Consider the following 20,111-nt stretch of genomic DNA (forward strand, 5'->3'; position numbering starts at 1 on the left):
GAGAAAAACAAGAAAGTTTTTGATTTTAAGTCTTTGAAATCGTTTACTAACAAATCTACAATATGTTAACTTAAAGAAATAACAATTATCACAAGGAGATTCCCTCATGTCCAGGCAAAATGCTGAGGAAAATCTAAAAAATTTTGCTAGAGAACTAAAGCTTCCTGATGTAGCTTTTGATCAGAACAATACGTGCATTTTGTTTGTTGATGGCGAATTTTCCCTTCACCTCACTTACGAAGAGCATTCTGATCGTTTATATGTCTATGCTCCCTTGTTAGATGGTTTGCCAGATAATACTCAAAGAAAATTAGCTTTATATGAAAAGCTTTTAGAAGGATCTATGCTTGGTGGACAAATGGCTGGAGGCGGTGTTGGAGTTGCTACTAAAGAACAGCTCATTTTGATGCACTGCGTTTTAGACATGAAATACGCTGAAACAAATCTTTTAAAGGCATTTGCTCAATTATTTATTGAAACTGTGGTAAAATGGCGAACTGTTTGTGCTGATATTTGCGCAGGTAGGGAACCTTCTGTAGATACTATGCCTCAAATGCCTCAGTCTGGTGGTGCTGGCGGGATACAACCTCCTCCTACAGGCATTCGTGCGTAACTTAATCCAGGGTGCGTCGCGGGTCTTTTTCTATATGGCAAAGACGCTCCTTGTTCCTAAACGTGATTGTTTGATTCTTTGATTCTTTAAATGGAAAGTATACTGAACTTTTCTAATGTTTTCTTTGATTAGGTAATTCTATGATTTAAATCATAGGTGAGATGTTTTTTATTTTTGCTTTTTCAAGCATCCTCTACCTTTCTTTTTCCTTATTTTCCAACGACTCATATTGACGATATTACTTGGCAGATGTATAACACATTGTCTCGTGATATTAGCTTTAAGGTAAGCTGACCAAGACTCTGATATTGAAGCTTAGGTCATAGGCCATATCTAACTAGATATTTAAAAAGTATGTCGTATGTGGATCTTCTTGCGAACAGTACATAATGCTTTTCAAATAAACTCCAGGGCTAGTTCGAATTTATGGATAGAATTACAAATGACGTGATTTTCTCGATAAATTCATGGTATGCGTATGAGTGTCTTTTGTTGTATCTTTGAGGTATTAATTAAGGCTACTTAATAGAAGTCAGATTTTAAAACCTTTAGGCTTAAGCCTTGTAGGTATGTCAGATTTTCGCAATATTAAAATGGCAATACGGCTTCTGCTGCTATAAGCAAAGAAGCGTTGGCTCTATAAGGAAATTCAATAGGTGATTTTATGATGTTTGGTTATTTTGTCGGTTATTTAGGAGCAGATCCTGAAGAAAGAATGACCTCGAAAGGTAAACGCGTAGTTGTATTGCGTCTAGGCGTAAAATCTCGCATAGGAACTAAAGATGAAACTGTGTGGTGCAAATGTAATGTCTGGCACAACCGTTATGATAAAATGCTCCCTTATCTGAAAAAAGGATCCGGAGTAATTATCGCAGGAGATATCTCTGTAGAAAGTTATATGAGTAAAGATGGAACTCCGCAGTCTTCTTTGGTGATTAGTGTTGATACAATTAAATTTAGTCCTTTCAGCAGAAGTGAATCTCGTTCTTCGTCAGCTGAAAACAGCTCAGCTCAAACGTCTTACGACAATATGTCTGTGGGATTTGAGGGAGAAAGTTTGGATGCTGAAGCTATAGCGGATAAGGATATGTACGCTGGCTATGGTCAAGGTCAACAATATGTATCTGAAGATGTCCCTTTTTAATGGCTAACGAAATAATGATTTTTATAGAGAGGTAATTGTGGTTCTATTTCATTCTCAAGCGTCTTGTAGTAAACGTGTTAAAGCCGATGCGATTATTCTTCCTTTTTGGAAGTCTAAAGATAAAGTTAAATGCGCATCTTCAATGGGAAAAGAATATGAATTACATTATAAAATTGCCTTAGACAACTTTTCGGCAAAAAGCGGAGAAGTCGAACTTATTTATAGCTTTGGACAGGGAAAAGAAAAACGTATTTTGCTTCTAGGATTAGGAAAGAACGAAGAGTTAACCTCGCAAGAAGTTTTAGAAGCTTATGCCAAAGCAACACGTTTGTTGCGTAAGGCAAAATGTACAACGGTGAATGTTGTACTCCCTACAATTTCTGAATTGCGTATCTCCGTAGAGGATTTCCTTACAAATCTAGCTTCGGGGATCCTATCTTTAAACTATAATTATCCTAAATACACTAAAGAATCATCGAATGATCCCTTATTGACTAAAGTCAATGTAATGGGAATTGTTCCTAAGATTTCCGATAGAATCTTTAGAAAAGAAGAAAATATTTTTGAGGGTGTTTACCTGACTCGAGATCTTGTGAATGGTAATGCAGATGAGGTGACCCCTCAAAAATTAGCAAATATTGCTAAGGGATTGGCTAAGGAATTTCCTAGCGTTGATGCTAAGATTTTAAATAAAGATGCTATTCTTAAGGAAAAAATGGGTCTTTTAGCTGCTGTTGCTAAGGGATCAGCTGTAGATCCTTGTTTTATTGTTTTAAGCTATCAAGGTAAGCCAAAGTCTAAAGATCACACCGTACTTATTGGAAAGGGCGTAACTTTCGATTCAGGAGGATTAGATCTTAAGCCAGGCAAAGCTATGTTAACCATGAAGGAAGATATGGCTGGTGCTGCTACAGTATTAGGTATTCTTTCGGGAATAGCCGCTTTAGAGCTCCCCGTAAATGTTACTGCTATTATTCCTGCTACAGAAAATGCTATAGATGCTGCTGCTTATAAGATGGGAGATGTCTATACAGGTATGTCAGGATTATCAGTAGAGATTGGTAGTACAGATGCAGAAGGTCGCTTAATACTCGCAGATGCAATGACTTATGCTTTAAAGCACTGCAAGCCTACAAGAATTATTGATTTCGCTACATTAACAGGAGCCATGGTCGTCTCCTTAGGAGAGGATGTAGCTGGTTTCTTCTCTAATAATGATGTATTAGCTCAGGATCTTTCAGAAGCTTCAGCAGACACTAGTGAAGCTTTATGGAGACTTCCTCTTGTTGAAAAATATGATAAAGCTTTGCATTCTGATATTGCTGATATGAAAAATATTGGGAATAACCGTGCAGGAGCTATTACAGCGGCACTTTTCTTAAGGCGTTTTCTTGAAGATCAATCAGTAGCTTGGGCGCATTTAGACATTGCAGGTACTGCATATCGTGAAAAAGACGAAGATTTCTATCCAAAATATGCTTCTGGTTTCGGTGTTCGTTGTCTTATTTATTACATAGAAAAATTTCTATCTAAGTAATTGTTTTTAAACTTCTTTTGATTTAGTAATGCGTATTTGTTTTTAAATTATTAAAAATAAATACGCGTTTTATTAAAGTTTTTTCAATTTCCTGCCGATAGATGAGGTAAGTAATTACCTGTCTAATTAGGGGAAATGAAAATGTTAGGAGTACAAAAAAAACGTAGCAGCAAGAAAACAGCTACTAAAGCTGTTCGTAAACCTGCTAGAAAAGCTGCTGCTAAGAAGACTGCTACTAGAAAGCCTGCTGCTAGAAAGACAGTTCGTAAGACAGCTGCTAAGAAAACTACAGCTCGCAAAACAGTTAGAAAAACTACGGCTCGTAAGACTGTAGCTAAGAAGACTGCTACTAGAAAGCCTGCTGCTAAGAAAGCAGTTCGTAAGACAACTGCTAAAAAAGCTACTGTTCGTAAGACAGTTAGAAAAACTACGGCTCGTAAGACTGTAGCTAAAAAGCCTGCAGTTAGAAAAACTGTTCGTAAGACAGCTGTTAAGAAAGCTACTGTTCGCAAAACAGTTAGAAAAACTACAACAGCTCGTAAGACTGTAGCTAAAAAGCCTGCAGTTAGAAAAAGCACAGTTCGTAAGACAGCTGCTAGAAAGACAGTAGCAAAGCCTGCTATGTCATGCCATAAGCATCATAAACATACAGCTGCTTGCAAGCGTGTATGTTCTTCTTCAGCTAAAAGAAGATGTGGTTCTAAAAGCCGTGTTCGTACAGCTCATGGCTGGCGTCAACAGTTGATGAAACTTGTTTCTCGATAGAAACTAGCTTCATTAGACGATGGTGAACGGTAAGGGTATAAAAACCTCTTACCGTTTTTTTTGCCTACATTGTAGATTCTACAGACTCCCTCTGTACAGTTAGATGAGTAAAGGGTATAGTAAATCTCTACGCGTATATGTGCTAGGAGGTTTAGGAGATGCAAGAATACACTTGCTTCCAAGATTTTTCCAAATTCTATAAGGAAAAGGCTCCTGCTCTTACAGTCATTGGTTCAAATTCTGAAGAGGATAAGAATGTATGCATTGAACTTCTTATCTCTGGGAAAGCTCAGGAATTCGATGCTTCAGGATTGACAGTTAGTGATTTATCAAAGTCGACAGAATCTTATGGATTATTTGCCTCCAAAGAGGTGATTTCTATTTTTCAAACTGAGAAGTTGTCTCAACAAACTCGCGATTTTCTTATCCGTTATGCCAAAAATCCTCACCCACATCTCACTATATTTTTATTCACTACGAAACAATCGTCCTTTCAATCTTTACGTAAGGAATTAGTCTCTGTTGCTTCCCTATCACTATTTGGTGAGTGGCAATCGGATAGAGAGAAGCGTATGACTGTTCTTCTTTCTCAAAGAGCCACGTCTTTGGGAGTCTCATGTTCTTTAGCTCTAGCCTCTGCATTTATTAAGAAATTTCCTCAGGGGGAGATGCATAACCTTATTGCAGAATTTCATAAGCTGCTCTGTTGCATAGGGAAAAAGCCAGCACTCGAGTATAGCGATATTGAAAGCTTTGTAGTAAAAAAAGAACAAGTATCTCTATGGAAATTGCGTGATGCTATTTTGCAGAGGAATACTTTAGAAAGTCAGACATTACTACAAGCTTTGCTCTATGAACATGGGGAAGATCCTCTAGGGTTGATAGCCTTTCTTCGTGGTCAGTGTTTATATGGTTTACGTAGTTTAGAAGAAGAAACAGGAGATAGGAAACACCGGTTTTTTATTTCCTATGGGAAAGAACGACTCCATCAAGCTCTGAGTTATTTATTTTATGCCGAGAGTATTATTAAGAATAATGTCCAAGACTCTATAATAGCTGTTGAAACTTTGCTGATTAGGATGACAAATTCATGACTTTGTATATTTTCCCAAATACTTTAGGTAATCGACGTGTGGACCTTTTGCCTGCGGTTATCGGAGAGATTATCCCTAAACTTCAAGGTTTAATAGCAGAAAGTGATCGTGGGGGACGTGCTTTTCTTAGTCTCTGGAAAGTACAAGAGACACATAAGTTTCCCATCGCTGTGCTAAATAAAAATGATCGTTCTGTAAAAGCTTGGGATTTTTATCTCGAGCCTATTGTAAAAAAGCAGGAAAATTGGGGATTAGTTTCAGATTCTGGGCTTCCTTGCATTGCGGATCCTGGAGCAGGACTCGTGCGTCGTGCTCGTGCTCTTAATCTGTCGATTCAGGCGTTTTCAGGTCCATGTTCTATAACATTAGCGCTAATGCTATCGGGATTGCCCGGACAGAATTTTACTTTTTTAGGGTACCTTCCACAAAATCCTAAGGATAGGGAACGTTGTATAAAGAGTAGCTCAGGAAAACAACATACGCAAATATGTATTGAAACTCCGTACCGTAATGTTCATACGTTCCAAGCGTTATTAGAAACTCTACCGGGATATGCTGAGCTGTGTGTAGGTGTAGACATTACCGGAGATCAAGAGTTTGTCTCTACAAGATCGGTAAATGCTTGGTTGCGATCTGCAGATCTTGATAAGGTAACTAAACAAATCACAAAGACCCCGGCAATTTTTTTATTTCATACTCCGAGATAACCTCTCGTTTAGAAATAAGATAGAAACCTTTGAAGTAAAGGTTTCTCATCATGAATTTCTTAGATATCCATATTGCTGCAGCAAGAACCTTCTGAGCAGCATCTTTCAACAAAAGGTTGCTCTTGTTTTACAGGAGCACTTTCTGCTTCTTTAGCAAGTTTTGCGTAATGGTTTTTTACTTTACGCATTTTCTTACAAAGAACAAATGGTTCTATCATTGACCAGACAAATAAGACGAGAATAGGTGTGCCCATCAGTTTTACATAAGATGGATCCATAGAGGGCACATGCTTGCGCATTCTTATTTTCCCAGAGGCCATGGCGACAATGTACAATACATTCCACAAGATCGGGGTGGCAATAATAATAAAAGCACAGAGGTATACAAGATTCTTGTACTTTTTAAAATGTTTCTTAGGAGCTAAGGGTTCATTTTTAAATAAGATTCTATAAAAAATTAATACAGGTACGGACGGCGATAGGAAAAAAATCAAATTAACGATCGTCGACATAATACTTTGTTGGGGCACAGTATTCTCCTTGTTTTTCGATCAATATACCTTAGCTTTTCCTCCGTAAATCCGTCGACATTTTTATTATTAAATAATTTTTATTTTTAAAAAAAATATTTTATTCTATTTGTTTATTAAAAATTGATCAATATAAGTTTTAATAAATTAAAAAATGAAAAATACAATTAAAGATATAAAAGCGCAAAATTCTGGAAAAGCTATTCCTGATGATCAGATTCAATTTTCCTGCGGAGGTGATGGTGTTACCGAGAATGCTATGCGTAAACCTTGGAACGTTTCGAATCAAAGAATTACAAATATAGCTCGTGGATCTGGAAATCCTGCTAGTGGGAGTATCGCTTTAAAAGGTGATCTTAGTGATTATCTTCAAAAGGGAGGTGTCACTACAAGAGGAATCTTTCTAAGGACAACAGGCGGATTGATGATTGGGGATATCAATATGGGATCTACTCATACTATCGTTGGTCTGCCTACATCATATAAAACCACTGTTGTTAATGATAATGATATAGCTTCTGTAGGTATGGTCTCAGAAGATATAGGTTCTCTTGCTGCTAAAGTAACCGATCTTATCGATCGTATAAATAATCTTTCTTCTGCGGATGGTTTAGATAAAATTATAAAAGATTTAGGAACGCCATCTAATGGAACTGTGACAAAACCCTCTGAAGCAAAATGGTTAGTGCGTGCTGGAGGAAACTCTATGACTGGCAATTTAGGATTCAAAAAAAGCGAGCAAAGTACACCTACGGATCCAGAACCCACTATTAAAAATCTTGCAATAACAGGCTCTATAGCAAGTGGTGTTTCAGCTGTTGGAGCTATTTCTACAGGGACAACGAAAGAAAATCTTCAAAGGATTGTTGCTGTAAATGACCTTACAGAAACTTTGGATACAATAAGTAAGAATAATACTTCATATCCTAAATGGACGGGTATGGACGTCTCTTTTGTTTGTTTGAAACAAGGAGCCAACAGTTCATCTTCAACCCCAAACTATACAAAGTCTCAAAATTCTGAGAAGTATATCACATCTACTAGTGAAACTAGTGCCACATTATTGCGTAGAGGCATTTATTGCGTTTCTTTTATCTATGATTTCACTCAACCAACTCCTCCAACTACACCACCTGGAACGCCTACTCCAGCTACAGATGTCAGTTGTACATTATCTCTTACTCCTAAAAGTGGTACAAAAACAGAGTGCTATAAATTGACAGGTAAGTCTGACACTACATTGATAGGAAAGACTTATATTTTTGTTGAAGGAAATCAAGCATCGATAGAGACAACATTAAGTTTTGAAGTTACATCTACTCCATCAGTTGCTAAACGAACATGGGCTGTATCTTTTGTAGGCGCCGCTTATTAAATTATGAAATGAGGCTAAGAATAAACTTAGCCTTATTTTAAGAAACTACGGTGTAGATGTAGTTGTGAATGTTGATGGAAGAAGAGTTGCTTGCCATGACCAAGAAGTCACAGTTAGATCATTTCCTCCACTACCACTACCCCCAGTTGTCGGCGGAGTAAATTTTAATTTAAGGTCAGAAGGTTTTTCAACAGGAATTTGACAGAATAAATTTTGTCCCGAGCTTAAAGCGGCAACACTATAAACAACAGTATCTGTTACTGTGGATGATCCACCACTTGAAGATCCGCCTCCTGTTGCTGGTGTCGATGGATTTAAGATTACACCTATATTTGCAGTAGTACCCCCAGTCCAATTAGCTGTTACAGATAAGGTGACAATTCCTGGAGCAAGAACTTTGATAGTTTTTGTATCAGAGTCTTCTATCTTTAAATATTGTTCTGTTACCGGTGTGGTAATCATATTATCAGTTTTTGGAGTTGCCGTTGGCCCTGTAGTTGTTGTTGCCGTTATTTCAGATCCCATTCTTATAGGTTTTGGAATTGATGGTTTTGGCAGCGAAGGTGTAGGTATTGATGGATTTGGACTGGGTTGGGGGCTTGGCGATACCGGTCCTGGAGTCGGAGGTGTGACTGTTGCTGTTTTCCAATCGAAATCACCTGTGACTGTAGTTGAAGTAGATATTGTATTCCCCAATAATCCAATTTGTGGTGTCGTGATTCTAGCTTGTAGGTATTCAACATTTACCGCGTCTTTAGGATCAGTGGGTGTTCCTAAGCCCTTGACAGTGTGTTTAGACATGTCTAGATCACCCGTCATAGTACTTCCTTCAATTTTTACAAATAGCGAAGTGTCTGGTGGGGGTGGCGCATCTGGATCTGTATCGTTAGTTGGTGTCAGTCCTAAAGCTGATTCGATAGTGCTGACTTTTGTAGATACCTCAGAGATCTTTTGTACCGCATCATTAATACTAGGATTATTTGTTACTTTATCAGCTGTTGCCATAACATATTGTACGGTTGCAGCAGCTGATGGATCTAAAGTACTCGACCCCGAACTCCCAGTTGTAGGCATGAGTACATTGATAATTGAGTGACCACTCATATCAATATTCCCGGTCATAGTTCCACCTGTTGTGGGGAGATATCCAGATTGGGGATCACTCTTTGATACGTAATTCGACTTTAAATAATCCAAAGATACCGCATCTGAGTCTTGTCTAGGCGCAGGTAAACCACTAATATTTTGGTTATTCATATTAATGGTTTTCATTGATGTGATTGTGGTCCCTGTTAGGGTAAATAAAGCTGGATCAGGATCTGTCGTTGCTCTTGTTCTACTAGTAGTATCAAATGACAAATCTTCAGTTTCTTTATTATCTATTTTATCTTTCATATTTTTAATAACAATTAATTGTTGTTTTTAATAAAATCTAATAACAATTATTAATGTTTTATTAAAATTAAAAAGAAAGATTCATGATTTCTTCAGCAATAGTATCATGAAATAATCGACCCTGTTTATTTAAGGATAGAAACTCATCGTTATGATCGAACAGTTCTTTAATTAGAGGGATGGACGTGAGAGATTGTATTAGTGAAGATGGGAAATCTTTTAATCGTGCTCCTTTGGTAAGACGTAATCTTAAAGCTAGAGCTTCTTTGATACGCTCTTCTTCTGGTAGGGATTCTGTAGATTCATGAGTGGGAAGATTTTTTCGCACAGCACGTAGATACTGTGAGATTCTTGAGAAATTTTTCGAGCGTATATTATCAATATATTGTGATGCAGAAACGCCTAACCCTAAAAAGGGCTTATCTGTCCAGTAGTAGAGGTTGTGTTTTGATTCTGCTTGAGATTTTGCATACGAAGCAAGTTCATAGCGAGAAAATCCCCGCGAAGATAGAAGTTCTTCGGCAGAGAGACTCATGGCTGCTAATATATCATCATTAGCAATAGAGGGCGCTAGAATACGACGGTGCTTATAAAACGATGTATGAGGATCTAAGGTCAAATTATAAAGTGAAATATGCGAAATAGGTAGAGTCAGAGCTTGATGAAGATCTGAAAGAAAATCGGCCAAAGATTGTGTAGGGAGACCATAAATAAGGTCTATGGAGATGTTATTAAATTCATGTTCGTAGCAACGATGGACAGCATCTAAAGATGCTGCTGCAGAATGTATTCTTCCTAGAGCTTTAAGAAGGGGATCATGAAAGGTCTGTGCTCCAACACTAATCCTATTAACGGGAGTTAGGGTAAGATCTCTTAAATACGACTCGGATAAATCCTCAGGATTTGCTTCTAAGGTGATTTCTTGAGCATGAGGAGCTAGGGCTTTGATGATGTTATGTAAATGATGGGGAGGAATTAACGAAGGTGTTCCTCCACCAAAAAATATAGTATCGATAAAATATGTATCTTGAATAGTAGATAGCTTACTCAATCCTTCTTGAAGAATCGCATTGCAGTACAAACTTACAGATTCCGGATTGTAAGGAATCGTATAAAAGCTACAGTAGTGGCATTTCTTTGAGCAAAAAGGAAAATGGATATAAAGGGCTAAGGGTTTTCTACCATTCATTAGCATCGGGGTCAACAATACCCCCACGTCTCCAACGATTACGATCACTGAAAGGGTCTTCGTCGTCATCACTGGAATAATCGATTTCTACAGCACCTTCTTCGCGATCTTCATCGGGAAGTTCGAGCTCAACAGTTTCACCCGGATCAATATCGATTTCTGTTTCCGTAGCTTCAACGAACTCCATGTCCGACATGCTTGGTCCATCGGGATACACAGTTTTTGCAGGACTACGCCTTGGAGTAACAAACTCTTCAACTTCGCCACTTTCTTTTAGAAGTTGCAGGCGCTCCTTCTCTTCATGGATTTTGTTTTCTAAAGAACGTATTTCTTCCTTGTGTCTATCGATTTCTTTTTTTGGAACTAAACCCAATTGCATCCACTGGGTTAAGTCGCGCAATTCAGATTCGAGTTTTTTTAGACGTTCACTTTTCATCTAGTGGGCACCATCCTGTATTCTAGAGAGCAGATGTAATGTATCCCTTGCTTTTTTTCAATAATAGAAAAAAAAGCAAAGATTGTTTTTTTTGAAAAATAAAAATTTGCTATGAAACGAAATTCAGATCGCATCTATCGAGAACAAACATCATATGGATTCCGAGTTTGCTGGACAAGTCCATTCTTCGGATATGGACTGGATCGAGGCTATGTTTCAAAGGTTTCTAAATCATGAAACCTTGGATCCTTCATGGAAATATTTTTTTGAAGGGTACCAATTAGGTCAAGAAGGCGCTACTTCAGCATCTTCTGGAAATGAAGAAGCATATGCTACTTTACAAGAAAAGAAAGCTCAGTTTCTTTGTATGATATACCGTTATTACGGATATCTACAAAGTCAGATTTCTCCTTTATCTTCTGTCAATCCTTCTCCTTTAATTCAAGAAAAGATCAAGAATATAGATCTTAATGAAATTGTCCCTTCTTTAGGTCTCCTTCCCCAGCCTAAAGTTCCTGTCCGTGATTTAATTCAGGCTTTAAAAAACTTTTATTGCCGAAGTATTTCCGTGGAAACTCTTACGTGTTCTCCTCAGTTACAGGAATATGTATGGAAGCTCATGGAGAGCAAGCCTCCTCAAAGATCTCCAGCAGAGCTTTTGCGCACATATCAAGATATGTGTAAAGCAACATTTTTTGAGGAATTTTTACAGATAAAATTTACAGGACAGAAAAGATTCTCTTTAGAAGGTGCTGAAAGCTTAATTCCTATGCTTGAGCATCTTGTTCACTATGGTGTTACTCAAGATATCACGAACTACATTCTTGGTATGGCTCATCGTGGACGATTGAATGTCTTAACGAATGTGTTGGGGAAGCCCTACTCTCATGTATTTATGGAGTTCGAGGATAACCCTAAAGCTCGAGGTTTGGATGTTGTCGGAGATGTGAAGTATCACAAAGGCTATGTTTCTAGATCTCATAGTAAAAATGGTGAGGAGGTGACCTTTGTTATGTTGCCGAATCCTAGCCATCTGGAAGCAGTAGACCCTGTTGTTGAAGGTGTTGTTGCTGCTTTACAACATCAAGTTGATTCAGGAAAAGAACACTCGTGTTTGGCGATTCTTGTTCATGGAGATGCCGCATTTTCAGGACAGGGAATTGTTTACGAAACTTTACAACTAAGTCAGGTTCCTGGGTATTCTACAGGGGGAACTCTCCATATTGTTGTAAATAACCATATAGGATTCACTGCACAACCTAGAGAATCGCGGTCTACACCTTACTGTACTGATATCGCTAAGATGTTGGGGATTCCTGTATTTCGTGTGAATGCTGAAGATGTTACTGCTTGTTTGCAGGCTATAGAATATTCGCTAAAAGTACGTGAAGAGTTTAATTGTGATGTTATCATTGATTTTTGTTGTTATCGGAAATATGGTCATAATGAAAGTGACGACCCCTCAATAACAGCTCCTTTACTTTATGATGAGATTAAGAAAAAATCGACGATTCGTGAAATCTATAGAAAGTATTTATTAGATAATTATTCTTCAGAAATCTCGGAGGATGACTTAACACAAACCGAAAAAGGTGTTCAAGATATCCTTAGTAAAGAATTTCAAACGTTAAAACAGGAAGAAAGTCAAACTCTACCTAAAAGAGATTGTCGTCATTGTGATCGTATGGATCTCGGTGAGTTATTAGTAAACGATATCGATGTTTCTTTAAGCAGGGATACAGTATTTCATATAAGTTCTAAATTATGTGGTCTTCCTGAGAATTTCACACCCCATCCTAAGGTTAAAGCTCTTCTTGATAAGAGAATGAAAATGGCTAATGGAGAAATCGGTTATGATTGGGGAATGGCTGAAGAACTCGCTTTTGCTTCTTTATTAATAGAGAAGTTTTCCTTACGTCTTTCAGGACAAGATGCCATTCGTGGAACCTTTAGTCAGCGTCATTTGTTGTGGAGTGATGTGAAATCTGGGGACACCTATACACCCTTATATCATCTATCTCCTGATCAGGGATCTGTGGATATCTATAATTCTCCATTATCAGAGTATGCTGTTTTAGGCTTTGAGTATGGTTATGCTCAACAAGCAGAGCGTACCCTTGTTTTATGGGAAGCACAATTCGGAGATTTTTCGAATGGAGCGCAGATTATTTTCGATCAGTATATTTCTTCTGCAATTCAGAAATGGGATTTACATTCTGATCTTATTGTTCTCTTACCTCACGGCTATGAAGGCCAAGGCCCGGAACATTCCTCAGCACGTATAGAAAGGTATTTACAACTAGCTGCAAATTGGAATTTCCAGGTTGTTATACCTTCAACTCCTGTGCAGTATTTCCGTATACTTCGTGAGCATACGAAGAGAGATTTATCCTTGCCTTTAGTGATCTTTACTCCAAAAATGCTTTTGCGCCATCCTGAATGCACAAGCTTTATAGATGAATTTACTGTTGCTGGAGGGTTTCGTCCCATCCTTGAAGATATAGAGCCTAATTATGATGCTAAGATTTTAGTATTGTGCTCTGGAAAGGTATATTACGATTTTAAAGGAGCTTTACCTCAAGCGCGTAAGAAAGACTTTGCTTGTTTACGTATTGAGAGTTTGTATCCCTTATACCTCGAAGATCTTCTTTCTTTGATTAGCAAATATTCTAAAGTTGACCATTATGTATGGCTTCAAGAAGAGCCCCAGAATATGGGTGCTTTTGATTATATATTCATGGCAACTGAAGAGATTTTCCCTAAAAAACTTACATGTATAAGCAGACCAAGAAGTAGTTCCACAGCCACAGGATCTGCACGTCTTAGCCAACAAGAATTTTTAACATTAATGGAAACATTGTTTTCTCTAGGTAATGTATGATTACAGAAGTACGCGTTCCCAACGTCGCTGAATCCATAAGCGAAGTAACAATAGCTTCTCTTTTGGTGACTTCAGAGAGTCTGGTTCAGGAGAATCAAGGCATTATGGAGATCGAAAGCGAAAAGGTAAATCAGCTTATTTATGCTCCTACATCTGGAAGGATTGTCTGGTCAGTTGCTGAAGGAGATATTGTTGCTGTTGGAGGAATCGTTGCTAAAATCTATGATGCTAATGAAGCTGTTCCTGACAGCCCTATAGAGGAAACACCTGCTAATGAACCTGTAGATGCGGAGATTATCTGTTTCCCAAGATCTAAAGCTCACGAACCTCCTGCAGAGGGAAAGAATTTTGTTCCTTTACGTGATAAAATTCAAAATACACCTCAATCTTCAGGATCTAAAAATGAAGTTCGTGAGCGTATGTCCTCAATACGTAAAACGATTTCTCGTCGTTTAGTTTCTGCTCTTCATGAATCGGCAATGTTAACAACGTTTAATGAGATTCATATGACTCCTCTTATGAAGCTCCGGAAGGAGAAACAAGACACCTTTTCTTCTCGTTATAATGTAAAATTAGGCCTGATGTCTTTCTTTATAAAAGCAGTTATTGAGGGATTAAAGGCTTATCCTCGCGTGAATGCATATATTGACGGTGATGAAATTGTCTACCGTCAATATTATGATATTTCTATTGCTGTAGGAACAGATCGCGGTCTTGTTGTTCCTGTGATTCGTGATTGTGATAAGCTCTCCAGTGGGGACATTGAAGTAAAACTTGCAGATCTAGCAAGTAGAGCTCGTGATGGTCTGATTTCTGTTCCAGAACTTGAGGGGGGAAGTTTCACCATCACTAATGGTGGTGTTTATGGTTCTTTACTTTCTACGCCTATTATCAATCCTCCTCAGGTGGGAATACTAGGTATGCATAAAATAGAAAAACGTCCTGTAGTTATTGATAATACCATAGCTATTGCAGATATGATGTATGTTGCTTTTAGCTATGATCACCGTATTATCGATGGTAAGGAAGCTGTAGGTTTTCTTATCAAAATTAAAGATGCTATAGAACAACCTGAAAGTCTGCTTGATTTTTAGGTTTGTTATCTAGGAAGAAGAAGAACAGCTGTAACGTTGTTCTTTTTTATTGGCGTATCTATCACATTGGGCTCCGGATAATAGTTGCGATAACGAGAAGAGAAGAAAATCTCATGCTCAGTATATGTACATCTTTCGGAGATTGTGATCTTAGCACTAGAAATTCCCTGATCTAACAACTGTTTTCTGGCTATAGCTCGGAAGTCCATATGATTTTCTTTTGGCATAAAAGTGAAGAAACTCGGGGGAAAAAGTTCTCTATAATCAGGATAAATAGCGTAGTCGGGACCTAAAGAAGGGCCAATAACAACAATTAAATCTCGAGGATGCGAGTTATACATACGTTTTAACGTCGCTATTGTTACAGCGTAAATATTCCCTACAAGCCCTCGCCATCCTGAATGTACATTGGCAACAACATGCTTTTCTGGATCATAAAAGATAGCAGGTTGGCAATCCGAATGACGGATATGTAAAGAAATGAGGGGATCTTGAGTATACAACCCATCTGCAGGACATCCTGAAGGGGTCGTATATGTAGTATGGCGTAAGCTTGTCCCATGTACCTGATGAAGATCACAGAAACATTCGGCACCTAGGTTTTTGCGGATCTGTTCGTTTTTAGGAACATAGACGTAGCCTTCCGCATCTTTTTGTTTGGGGAATAATCCATGACGTAAAGGTAGATCAGAAAGTTCTGGAAAGGTTAGTTTAATTAGATCATTTTCGGAATTTGATTGCGTCATAGTTAAAAACCTATTACTCAGGATCTTTCCATACACCATGTTCTTGCAAAAGACGAACAAGCTCTTCTTCTGCATCTTCCATAGGAATATGCGCTTTCACGCATGTGTGTTTTACATAGAGATCGATCATCCCTGTTTTAGATCCTACAAATCCAAAATCAGCATCCGCCATTTCTCCAGGTCCATTAACAATACATCCCATAACAGCAATTTTTAATCCCACAAGATGTTTTGTTCTTTCTCGAATGCGTTTTGTCACTTCAGGGAGATCAAAGAGCGTTCTTCCACATCCAGGACAAGAGATATATTCTGTTTTTACTAAGCGTACGCCAGCACTTTGTAAAGTGCCGAAGGCAATTTCTCGAATAGCGGGTAGAGGGATATTAGGAAGATCCAAAATTACAGCTTCACCTAAGCCATCGAGAAGAAGAGCCCCAAATTCTGTAGCTATAGACACAGCTGCTTCAGATTCATCATCAAGATCTTTTGAAAATACTAGTTTTACAGGCTGCTCTTCACATTGTTTCTTTTTAAAGAATTCTCTCGTACTGTGAATAAACGGATTTGTGGCGTGACAGTGAACGAAAGGAGCGTTTAACACTTGCTCGCTATTCCAGATTTCTTCGTTATAATCATAAAGACAAGGGACTTCATGATGATGAAAAACCAACAGGTGTTCTTTTAATTTTTCAACAAGAGAAGTTCCTATAAAACTTTTGGGAACAACCACTCCGTCAGGGGCTGTGAAATCTTTTTTCCCGTTTGTAGGATTAACACCGAGTTGCTCTAGTAGCTTTTCAATAGAATTATTTAAGAGATGCTCTTCTATGAGTTTAATGAATACACCATAAACAGAACCCCATGGGGTTGTTTTTGTGATTTTCTTCGAAGCATTGATAAAGCTTTCTGAGTTTTCTAAAGCAAAAGGGTTTTCTTTTTTAGGAAGATCAAGGTACATCGTAGTATGTTTTAGTAAACTTTCGCAGACAGGAATCTCCGTAGTAGGACACCCAGTTAATGAGCAGCGAATAGTATCTCCTAAACCTTCTGTAAGGAGGGTGCCAATACCCACTGCAGACTTGATAATTCCATCCATACCCATCCCTGCTTCTGTAACACCTAGGTGTAGGGGATAGTGCCAGCCACGAGCATCAAGATCTTTTGCTAGCTGACGATAAGCAGCTACCATGACTTTTGGATTGCTAGATTTCATAGAGAAAACAACGTCGCGATAACCAAGTCTTTCGCATACCTCGATATATTCAAGAGCAGAAACTACCATACCCTCTATGGTGTCTCCATAACGTTGCATAACACGTTCCGAGAGGGAACCATGATTCACGCCAATTCTCATAGCTTTGCCTAAGCGTTTACACTTTTCCACAAGCGGAGTGAATTTTTCTTCTAATCGAAGAAGGCTGTCGGCATAGTTTTTATCTGTATATGTTTTTCCAGTGAACATATTACGTTTATCAACGAAGTTTCCTGGATTAATACGTACTTTGTCTACGAAATCAGCAACATGCATCGCTGCTTGAGGGAAGAAATGAATATCTGCTACAAGAGGAACATCTATACCCATAGCAAGTAAACGTTCTTTGATATGTTCACACGCCTGAGCTTCTTTGATTCCTTGCACAGTCACGCGAGCGATTTCACATTTGGCTTCTACTAAAGCACAGATCTGTGCAACTGTAGCGTCAACATCCGCAGTTGGTGTTGTTGTCATAGATTGTGTCTTTATCGAATGCTCACTGCCTACATAAAGATTCCCAATTTTAACTGAGTGCGTATAACGTCTAGTAGCTTGTTTTTTAGAGGGCGAAATAACCATAAAAACCTAAAATAATTTTTTTTGTGGGCGTGAAGATTTATTAACTAAAGGAGAGCAAAATAGCTCTGGAGTAAAAGCGACAGTAAATTTTAACCCATTTAAGGGTATTCATCAAAAAGAAAAGAATAGATTCAGTAAAGGAAAATCTTAGCACAATAAAGACATTATATTTGAAATTAAAATTTTTATTTTTAAAATTTTAATTTCAAATGAGACTTATATAACTTATTCTTATGAATTAAGAATGGTCAAGGTTTAGTAATAGATCATTCTTAAATTAGCGTAGAGTTATGAAGATTCGCGATAGAAATTTTTAATAAAGGTTTTTCTTTAATCATCATCGTCGAAATCATCGATTTGTCCATAGATTATAGGTTTATTTTGGCGCAGTGGATTGCCTCCTATGCCGTAAAGACAAACAGTTAGGTCATTATTTTTATCATTGGCTACTTCAGATAGGGCTAAAGATAATGCTACTAACACTCTACTTTCGAATTGTACATCAAGTGGTGCGAATGTGTTGATATAGAATTCATTTTTGTGATCTTTTGGGAACATGATATCGTGTCCATAAATTCCGATATTGTGAATCCCATCTGAAATTAAGGATTTAAAGAGTTCAACAAACATCTTTTTTTGATCTTCCAAGCTGCCTTTCCCATAAAGAGGATGACGTTTATCACCGGGTCGTTCATTTGCTGTTTTTGGATAATGTCCAAAGGGATTCCATATGTTAATGAGATGCTTTGGATTATTATCTTGAGGGGAGGAATACCTAGAATTTATCCATTCCGTGCGTGCCCATTTCCCAGGAGTTTTAGGTGTTTGGGAAAATGCTGTTAAGCTTGTATTCCAATTATGATCCCCAGTTTCGAATCTAAACAAATCTAAAGCACTATTGTGAATAGTATTAGGATGTGTGAGATCGGCTTCGGGAGGTATGAAACAAACCCGAGATACTTCTGTACCGTGAGATACAATCGGAGAAAAGAATGTTGGAATTTTAAAGGTTGCCAACCTAACGTTAGAGTTGCTTTTCGTTGTAAATACATTGATATCTTCTACACTAGAAGATTGCATGTCTTTGGGTAGAGAAAAACTTTCTTTAAAGTTTGCTTTCAAAGTCTCAGCAAGATCATTAGAAAGAAAATCATAGTCTCTGCTTTTTTCAAACGCACCGTGAATTCTTTTCCTGATATTTCCTTTAGTACCACTAGGTAAAAGTGCTAGAGATGTTCCTAATAAAATTGTTCCTAGAGTAATCCCTACAGCTGTAGCAACTGCTAAGCCAGGGGCTCCAAGTATTCCTAAAGTAACTCCACAAGCAACTCCAGCAACTAGAGCAATTCCTCCTAAGATAGCAAGAACCTTCTGAGTGGTCTCTCTGGTGCGTGGATTATGTAAAACCCTATTCAGATATCCTTTTAAGGGGAAGCTCTGTTTAGGATTTAAATTAAATATTTGATGTGGTGGTAGCGGATTATTATCCGATGAAATTTTTTTTGGCGACATAATTAAAATTATAAATAAATATAAAAATAAAGTAATTTACTTTTGGTTATTTTTATTTAATAAATTTATATTATGCTCGTGTTTAGTTGTTTATAGTTTTAATTTTTATAATGAGAGTCCTAATCCAGGGGAACTCACGACAACAACGTTCATGATTGTGTTGGGATTTGAGGTTGCAAATTTAGCTAAAGCGGTAACTAAACCTGTTTGTATGGCTGCTTTCCAAGAAGCGGCTTCTTGAGGATTTTGAGAGAGTTTAGCTGGTGCTGTGGATATCAAGGGTACTTGAATCATATCAGCACCTTGATTAACAGCTTCATTTAAACAATTTGAATAGGCAGTTTGTGCTAGAGCGAAAGCGACAACGGGATGGTGATTATGGGATTCAGGGTCAGGTCCTTCAATGAAACCTAGAAAATTGGGTAATCCAAGTTTCTTTTTATTGCTAGATCCGTCAGAGTTTTTCCAAGGCATAGAGACACACTGTCCTTCCTGTATATTAGGAATTTCACAAGAAATGTTTAATATATCTAAGTTTGAGATGCTTGTATTATGTTCTAACATAATCAGAAGGTTGCAGCAGCAATGAATACGCGGAGAATAGATAACTCCTGTGGTGGCAAATAGAGCTGTCTTTGAATGATTAATTTTCCAAGCTTTATTAAGTAGAGAAGGTGTAGTTTCTCCAAAAATATGGGGTAGATTACTCCAGTCTGTAATTATCTCTCCGTAGTGTTCCAAGATTTTTGTGTGCTTTGTATTTTCATTAATTTCAAGAAGGAAAGGCAGACTTGTAGGAGGAGCTTTTACATCGGTTTGAGCAGGTGTTTTAGTTTGTAAAGATGATTTTCTAAGAAGGAAAAGAGATATAAGGAGTAGTGGGATAGCTAGGGCACAAATAGAAAGAAGAGGGAGGATTCCTGTAATTACAGAAGCAATAACTACTCCAATTGCTGCTAAACCTGTAATGATAATCGTAATAATGTAGACAACCCTTGATGTTTCACAACTTTTTTTAGGAAGTATCTCAGATGAATGCTGTGTTTGTTCAAAAAATGGAGCAATAGAGATGGTTGTCATGTAATCATAAAGTAGGGTGCTTTATTGTAGTTTTATGCGTATTTTTCTTAATTACTTATATCTTAAATATCTGCGGATATAGTAGATGCTGCCCAATAAAGTTGGCAACTTAGATTTTAACTAAGAGATTATTTTTGAAAGATCTTTTAATTAAATAGCAGAAAATTTCTAACTAGTTC

General features: G+C 37.7%; 17 protein-coding genes. 9 read left to right on the top strand and 8 right to left on the bottom strand.

Translation table 11 applies throughout. The features are described from left to right. The first annotated feature begins 106 nt into the window (after positions 1-106). The 6 genes from H9Q19_RS04520 (at position 107) to H9Q19_RS04545 (ending at position 5,860) form a co-directional block, all read left to right on the top strand. Positions 107-613: a type III secretion chaperone Slc1 gene (locus H9Q19_RS04520; RefSeq protein ID WP_213240728.1), complete on the top strand. Its 507-nt coding sequence runs from the start codon at positions 107-109 to the stop codon at positions 611-613. 664 nt (positions 614-1,277) lie between these two features. After that, positions 1,278-1,757 (top strand): single-stranded DNA-binding protein, encoded by a 480-nt coding sequence (locus tag H9Q19_RS04525; RefSeq protein ID WP_213240730.1) that lies wholly within the window; start codon positions 1,278-1,280, stop codon positions 1,755-1,757. A 37-nt stretch (positions 1,758-1,794) separates the two neighbouring features. Beyond that, the gene (locus H9Q19_RS04530) at positions 1,795-3,294 is read left to right on the top strand and encodes a leucyl aminopeptidase (protein WP_213240733.1); all 1,500 of its coding nucleotides are present in this window, start codon (positions 1,795-1,797) and stop codon (positions 3,292-3,294) included. Between the two features lie 141 nt (positions 3,295-3,435). Continuing rightward, positions 3,436-4,059, top strand: coding sequence for a histone H1-like DNA-binding protein Hc2 (gene hctB, locus H9Q19_RS04535; RefSeq protein ID WP_213240735.1), 624 nt, complete (start codon positions 3,436-3,438; stop codon positions 4,057-4,059). Positions 4,060-4,217: 158 nt separating this feature from the next. After that, complete coding sequence (holA, locus tag H9Q19_RS04540; protein ID WP_213240737.1) at positions 4,218-5,153, top strand: DNA polymerase III subunit delta; 936 nt, start codon at positions 4,218-4,220, stop codon at positions 5,151-5,153. After that, positions 5,150-5,860 (top strand): SAM-dependent methyltransferase, encoded by a 711-nt coding sequence (locus H9Q19_RS04545; RefSeq protein ID WP_213240740.1) that lies wholly within the window; start codon positions 5,150-5,152, stop codon positions 5,858-5,860. The genes holA and H9Q19_RS04545 overlap by 4 nt, the downstream gene beginning before the upstream one ends. A 59-nt stretch (positions 5,861-5,919) precedes the next feature. Here H9Q19_RS04545 and H9Q19_RS05380 read toward each other — a convergent pair whose 3' ends face one another. Then, the gene (locus tag H9Q19_RS05380; protein WP_249324514.1) at positions 5,920-6,372 is read right to left on the bottom strand and encodes a hypothetical protein; all 453 of its coding nucleotides are present in this window, start codon (positions 6,370-6,372) and stop codon (positions 5,920-5,922) included. 172 nt (positions 6,373-6,544) lie between these two features. On the opposite strand from H9Q19_RS05380, the gene H9Q19_RS04555 reads away from it, so the two are divergent. Next, on the top strand, positions 6,545-7,765 hold the full coding sequence (locus H9Q19_RS04555; RefSeq protein WP_213240742.1) for a hydrolase: 1,221 nt from the start codon (positions 6,545-6,547) through the stop codon (positions 7,763-7,765). 45 nt (positions 7,766-7,810) lie between these two features. Here the strand turns inward: H9Q19_RS04555 and H9Q19_RS04560 are convergent, their stop codons facing one another. From H9Q19_RS04560 to H9Q19_RS04575, 3 genes are all read right to left on the bottom strand, one after another. Then, positions 7,811-9,160 carry a hypothetical protein gene (locus H9Q19_RS04560; RefSeq protein WP_249324515.1) on the bottom strand — a complete coding sequence of 450 codons (1,350 nt, stop codon included), beginning with the start codon at positions 9,158-9,160 and terminating at the stop codon, positions 7,811-7,813. A 67-nt stretch (positions 9,161-9,227) separates the two neighbouring features. Further along, a complete protein-coding gene (hemW, locus tag H9Q19_RS04570) occupies positions 9,228-10,349 on the bottom strand; it encodes a radical SAM family heme chaperone HemW (RefSeq protein ID WP_213242059.1) in 1,122 nt (373 codons plus the stop codon). Beyond that, positions 10,339-10,785, bottom strand: a complete 447-nt coding sequence (locus H9Q19_RS04575) for a hypothetical protein (RefSeq protein WP_213240747.1) — start codon at positions 10,783-10,785, stop codon at positions 10,339-10,341. The genes hemW and H9Q19_RS04575 overlap by 11 nt, the downstream gene beginning before the upstream one ends. A 154-nt stretch (positions 10,786-10,939) precedes the next feature. On the opposite strand from H9Q19_RS04575, the gene H9Q19_RS04580 reads away from it, so the two are divergent. Then, positions 10,940-13,666, top strand: coding sequence for a 2-oxoglutarate dehydrogenase E1 component (locus H9Q19_RS04580; RefSeq protein WP_213240749.1), 2,727 nt, complete (start codon positions 10,940-10,942; stop codon positions 13,664-13,666). Next, positions 13,663-14,760: a dihydrolipoyllysine-residue succinyltransferase gene (sucB, locus tag H9Q19_RS04585; RefSeq protein ID WP_213240751.1), complete on the top strand. Its 1,098-nt coding sequence runs from the start codon at positions 13,663-13,665 to the stop codon at positions 14,758-14,760. Before H9Q19_RS04580 ends, sucB begins: the two co-directional genes overlap by 4 nt. A gap of 5 nt (positions 14,761-14,765) precedes the next feature. On the opposite strand, the gene pgeF is transcribed toward sucB, so the two are convergent. From pgeF to H9Q19_RS04605, 4 genes are all read right to left on the bottom strand, one after another. After that, positions 14,766-15,506 (bottom strand): peptidoglycan editing factor PgeF, encoded by a 741-nt coding sequence (pgeF, locus tag H9Q19_RS04590; RefSeq protein ID WP_213240753.1) that lies wholly within the window; start codon positions 15,504-15,506, stop codon positions 14,766-14,768. A gap of 13 nt (positions 15,507-15,519) precedes the next feature. Further along, a complete protein-coding gene (locus H9Q19_RS04595) occupies positions 15,520-17,340 on the bottom strand; it encodes a 4-hydroxy-3-methylbut-2-en-1-yl diphosphate synthase (RefSeq protein WP_213240755.1) in 1,821 nt (606 codons plus the stop codon). A gap of 330 nt (positions 17,341-17,670) precedes the next feature. Beyond that, the gene (locus tag H9Q19_RS04600) at positions 17,671-18,852 is read right to left on the bottom strand and encodes a hypothetical protein (RefSeq protein ID WP_213240757.1); all 1,182 of its coding nucleotides are present in this window, start codon (positions 18,850-18,852) and stop codon (positions 17,671-17,673) included. A gap of 105 nt (positions 18,853-18,957) precedes the next feature. Further along, a complete protein-coding gene (locus H9Q19_RS04605; protein ID WP_213240759.1) occupies positions 18,958-19,932 on the bottom strand; it encodes a hypothetical protein in 975 nt (324 codons plus the stop codon). Between the last annotated feature and the right edge of the window lie 179 nt (positions 19,933-20,111).

The sequence above is a fragment of the Chlamydia crocodili genome (assembly GCF_018343815.1).
Lineage (GTDB): Bacteria > Chlamydiota > Chlamydiia > Chlamydiales > Chlamydiaceae > Chlamydia > Chlamydia crocodili.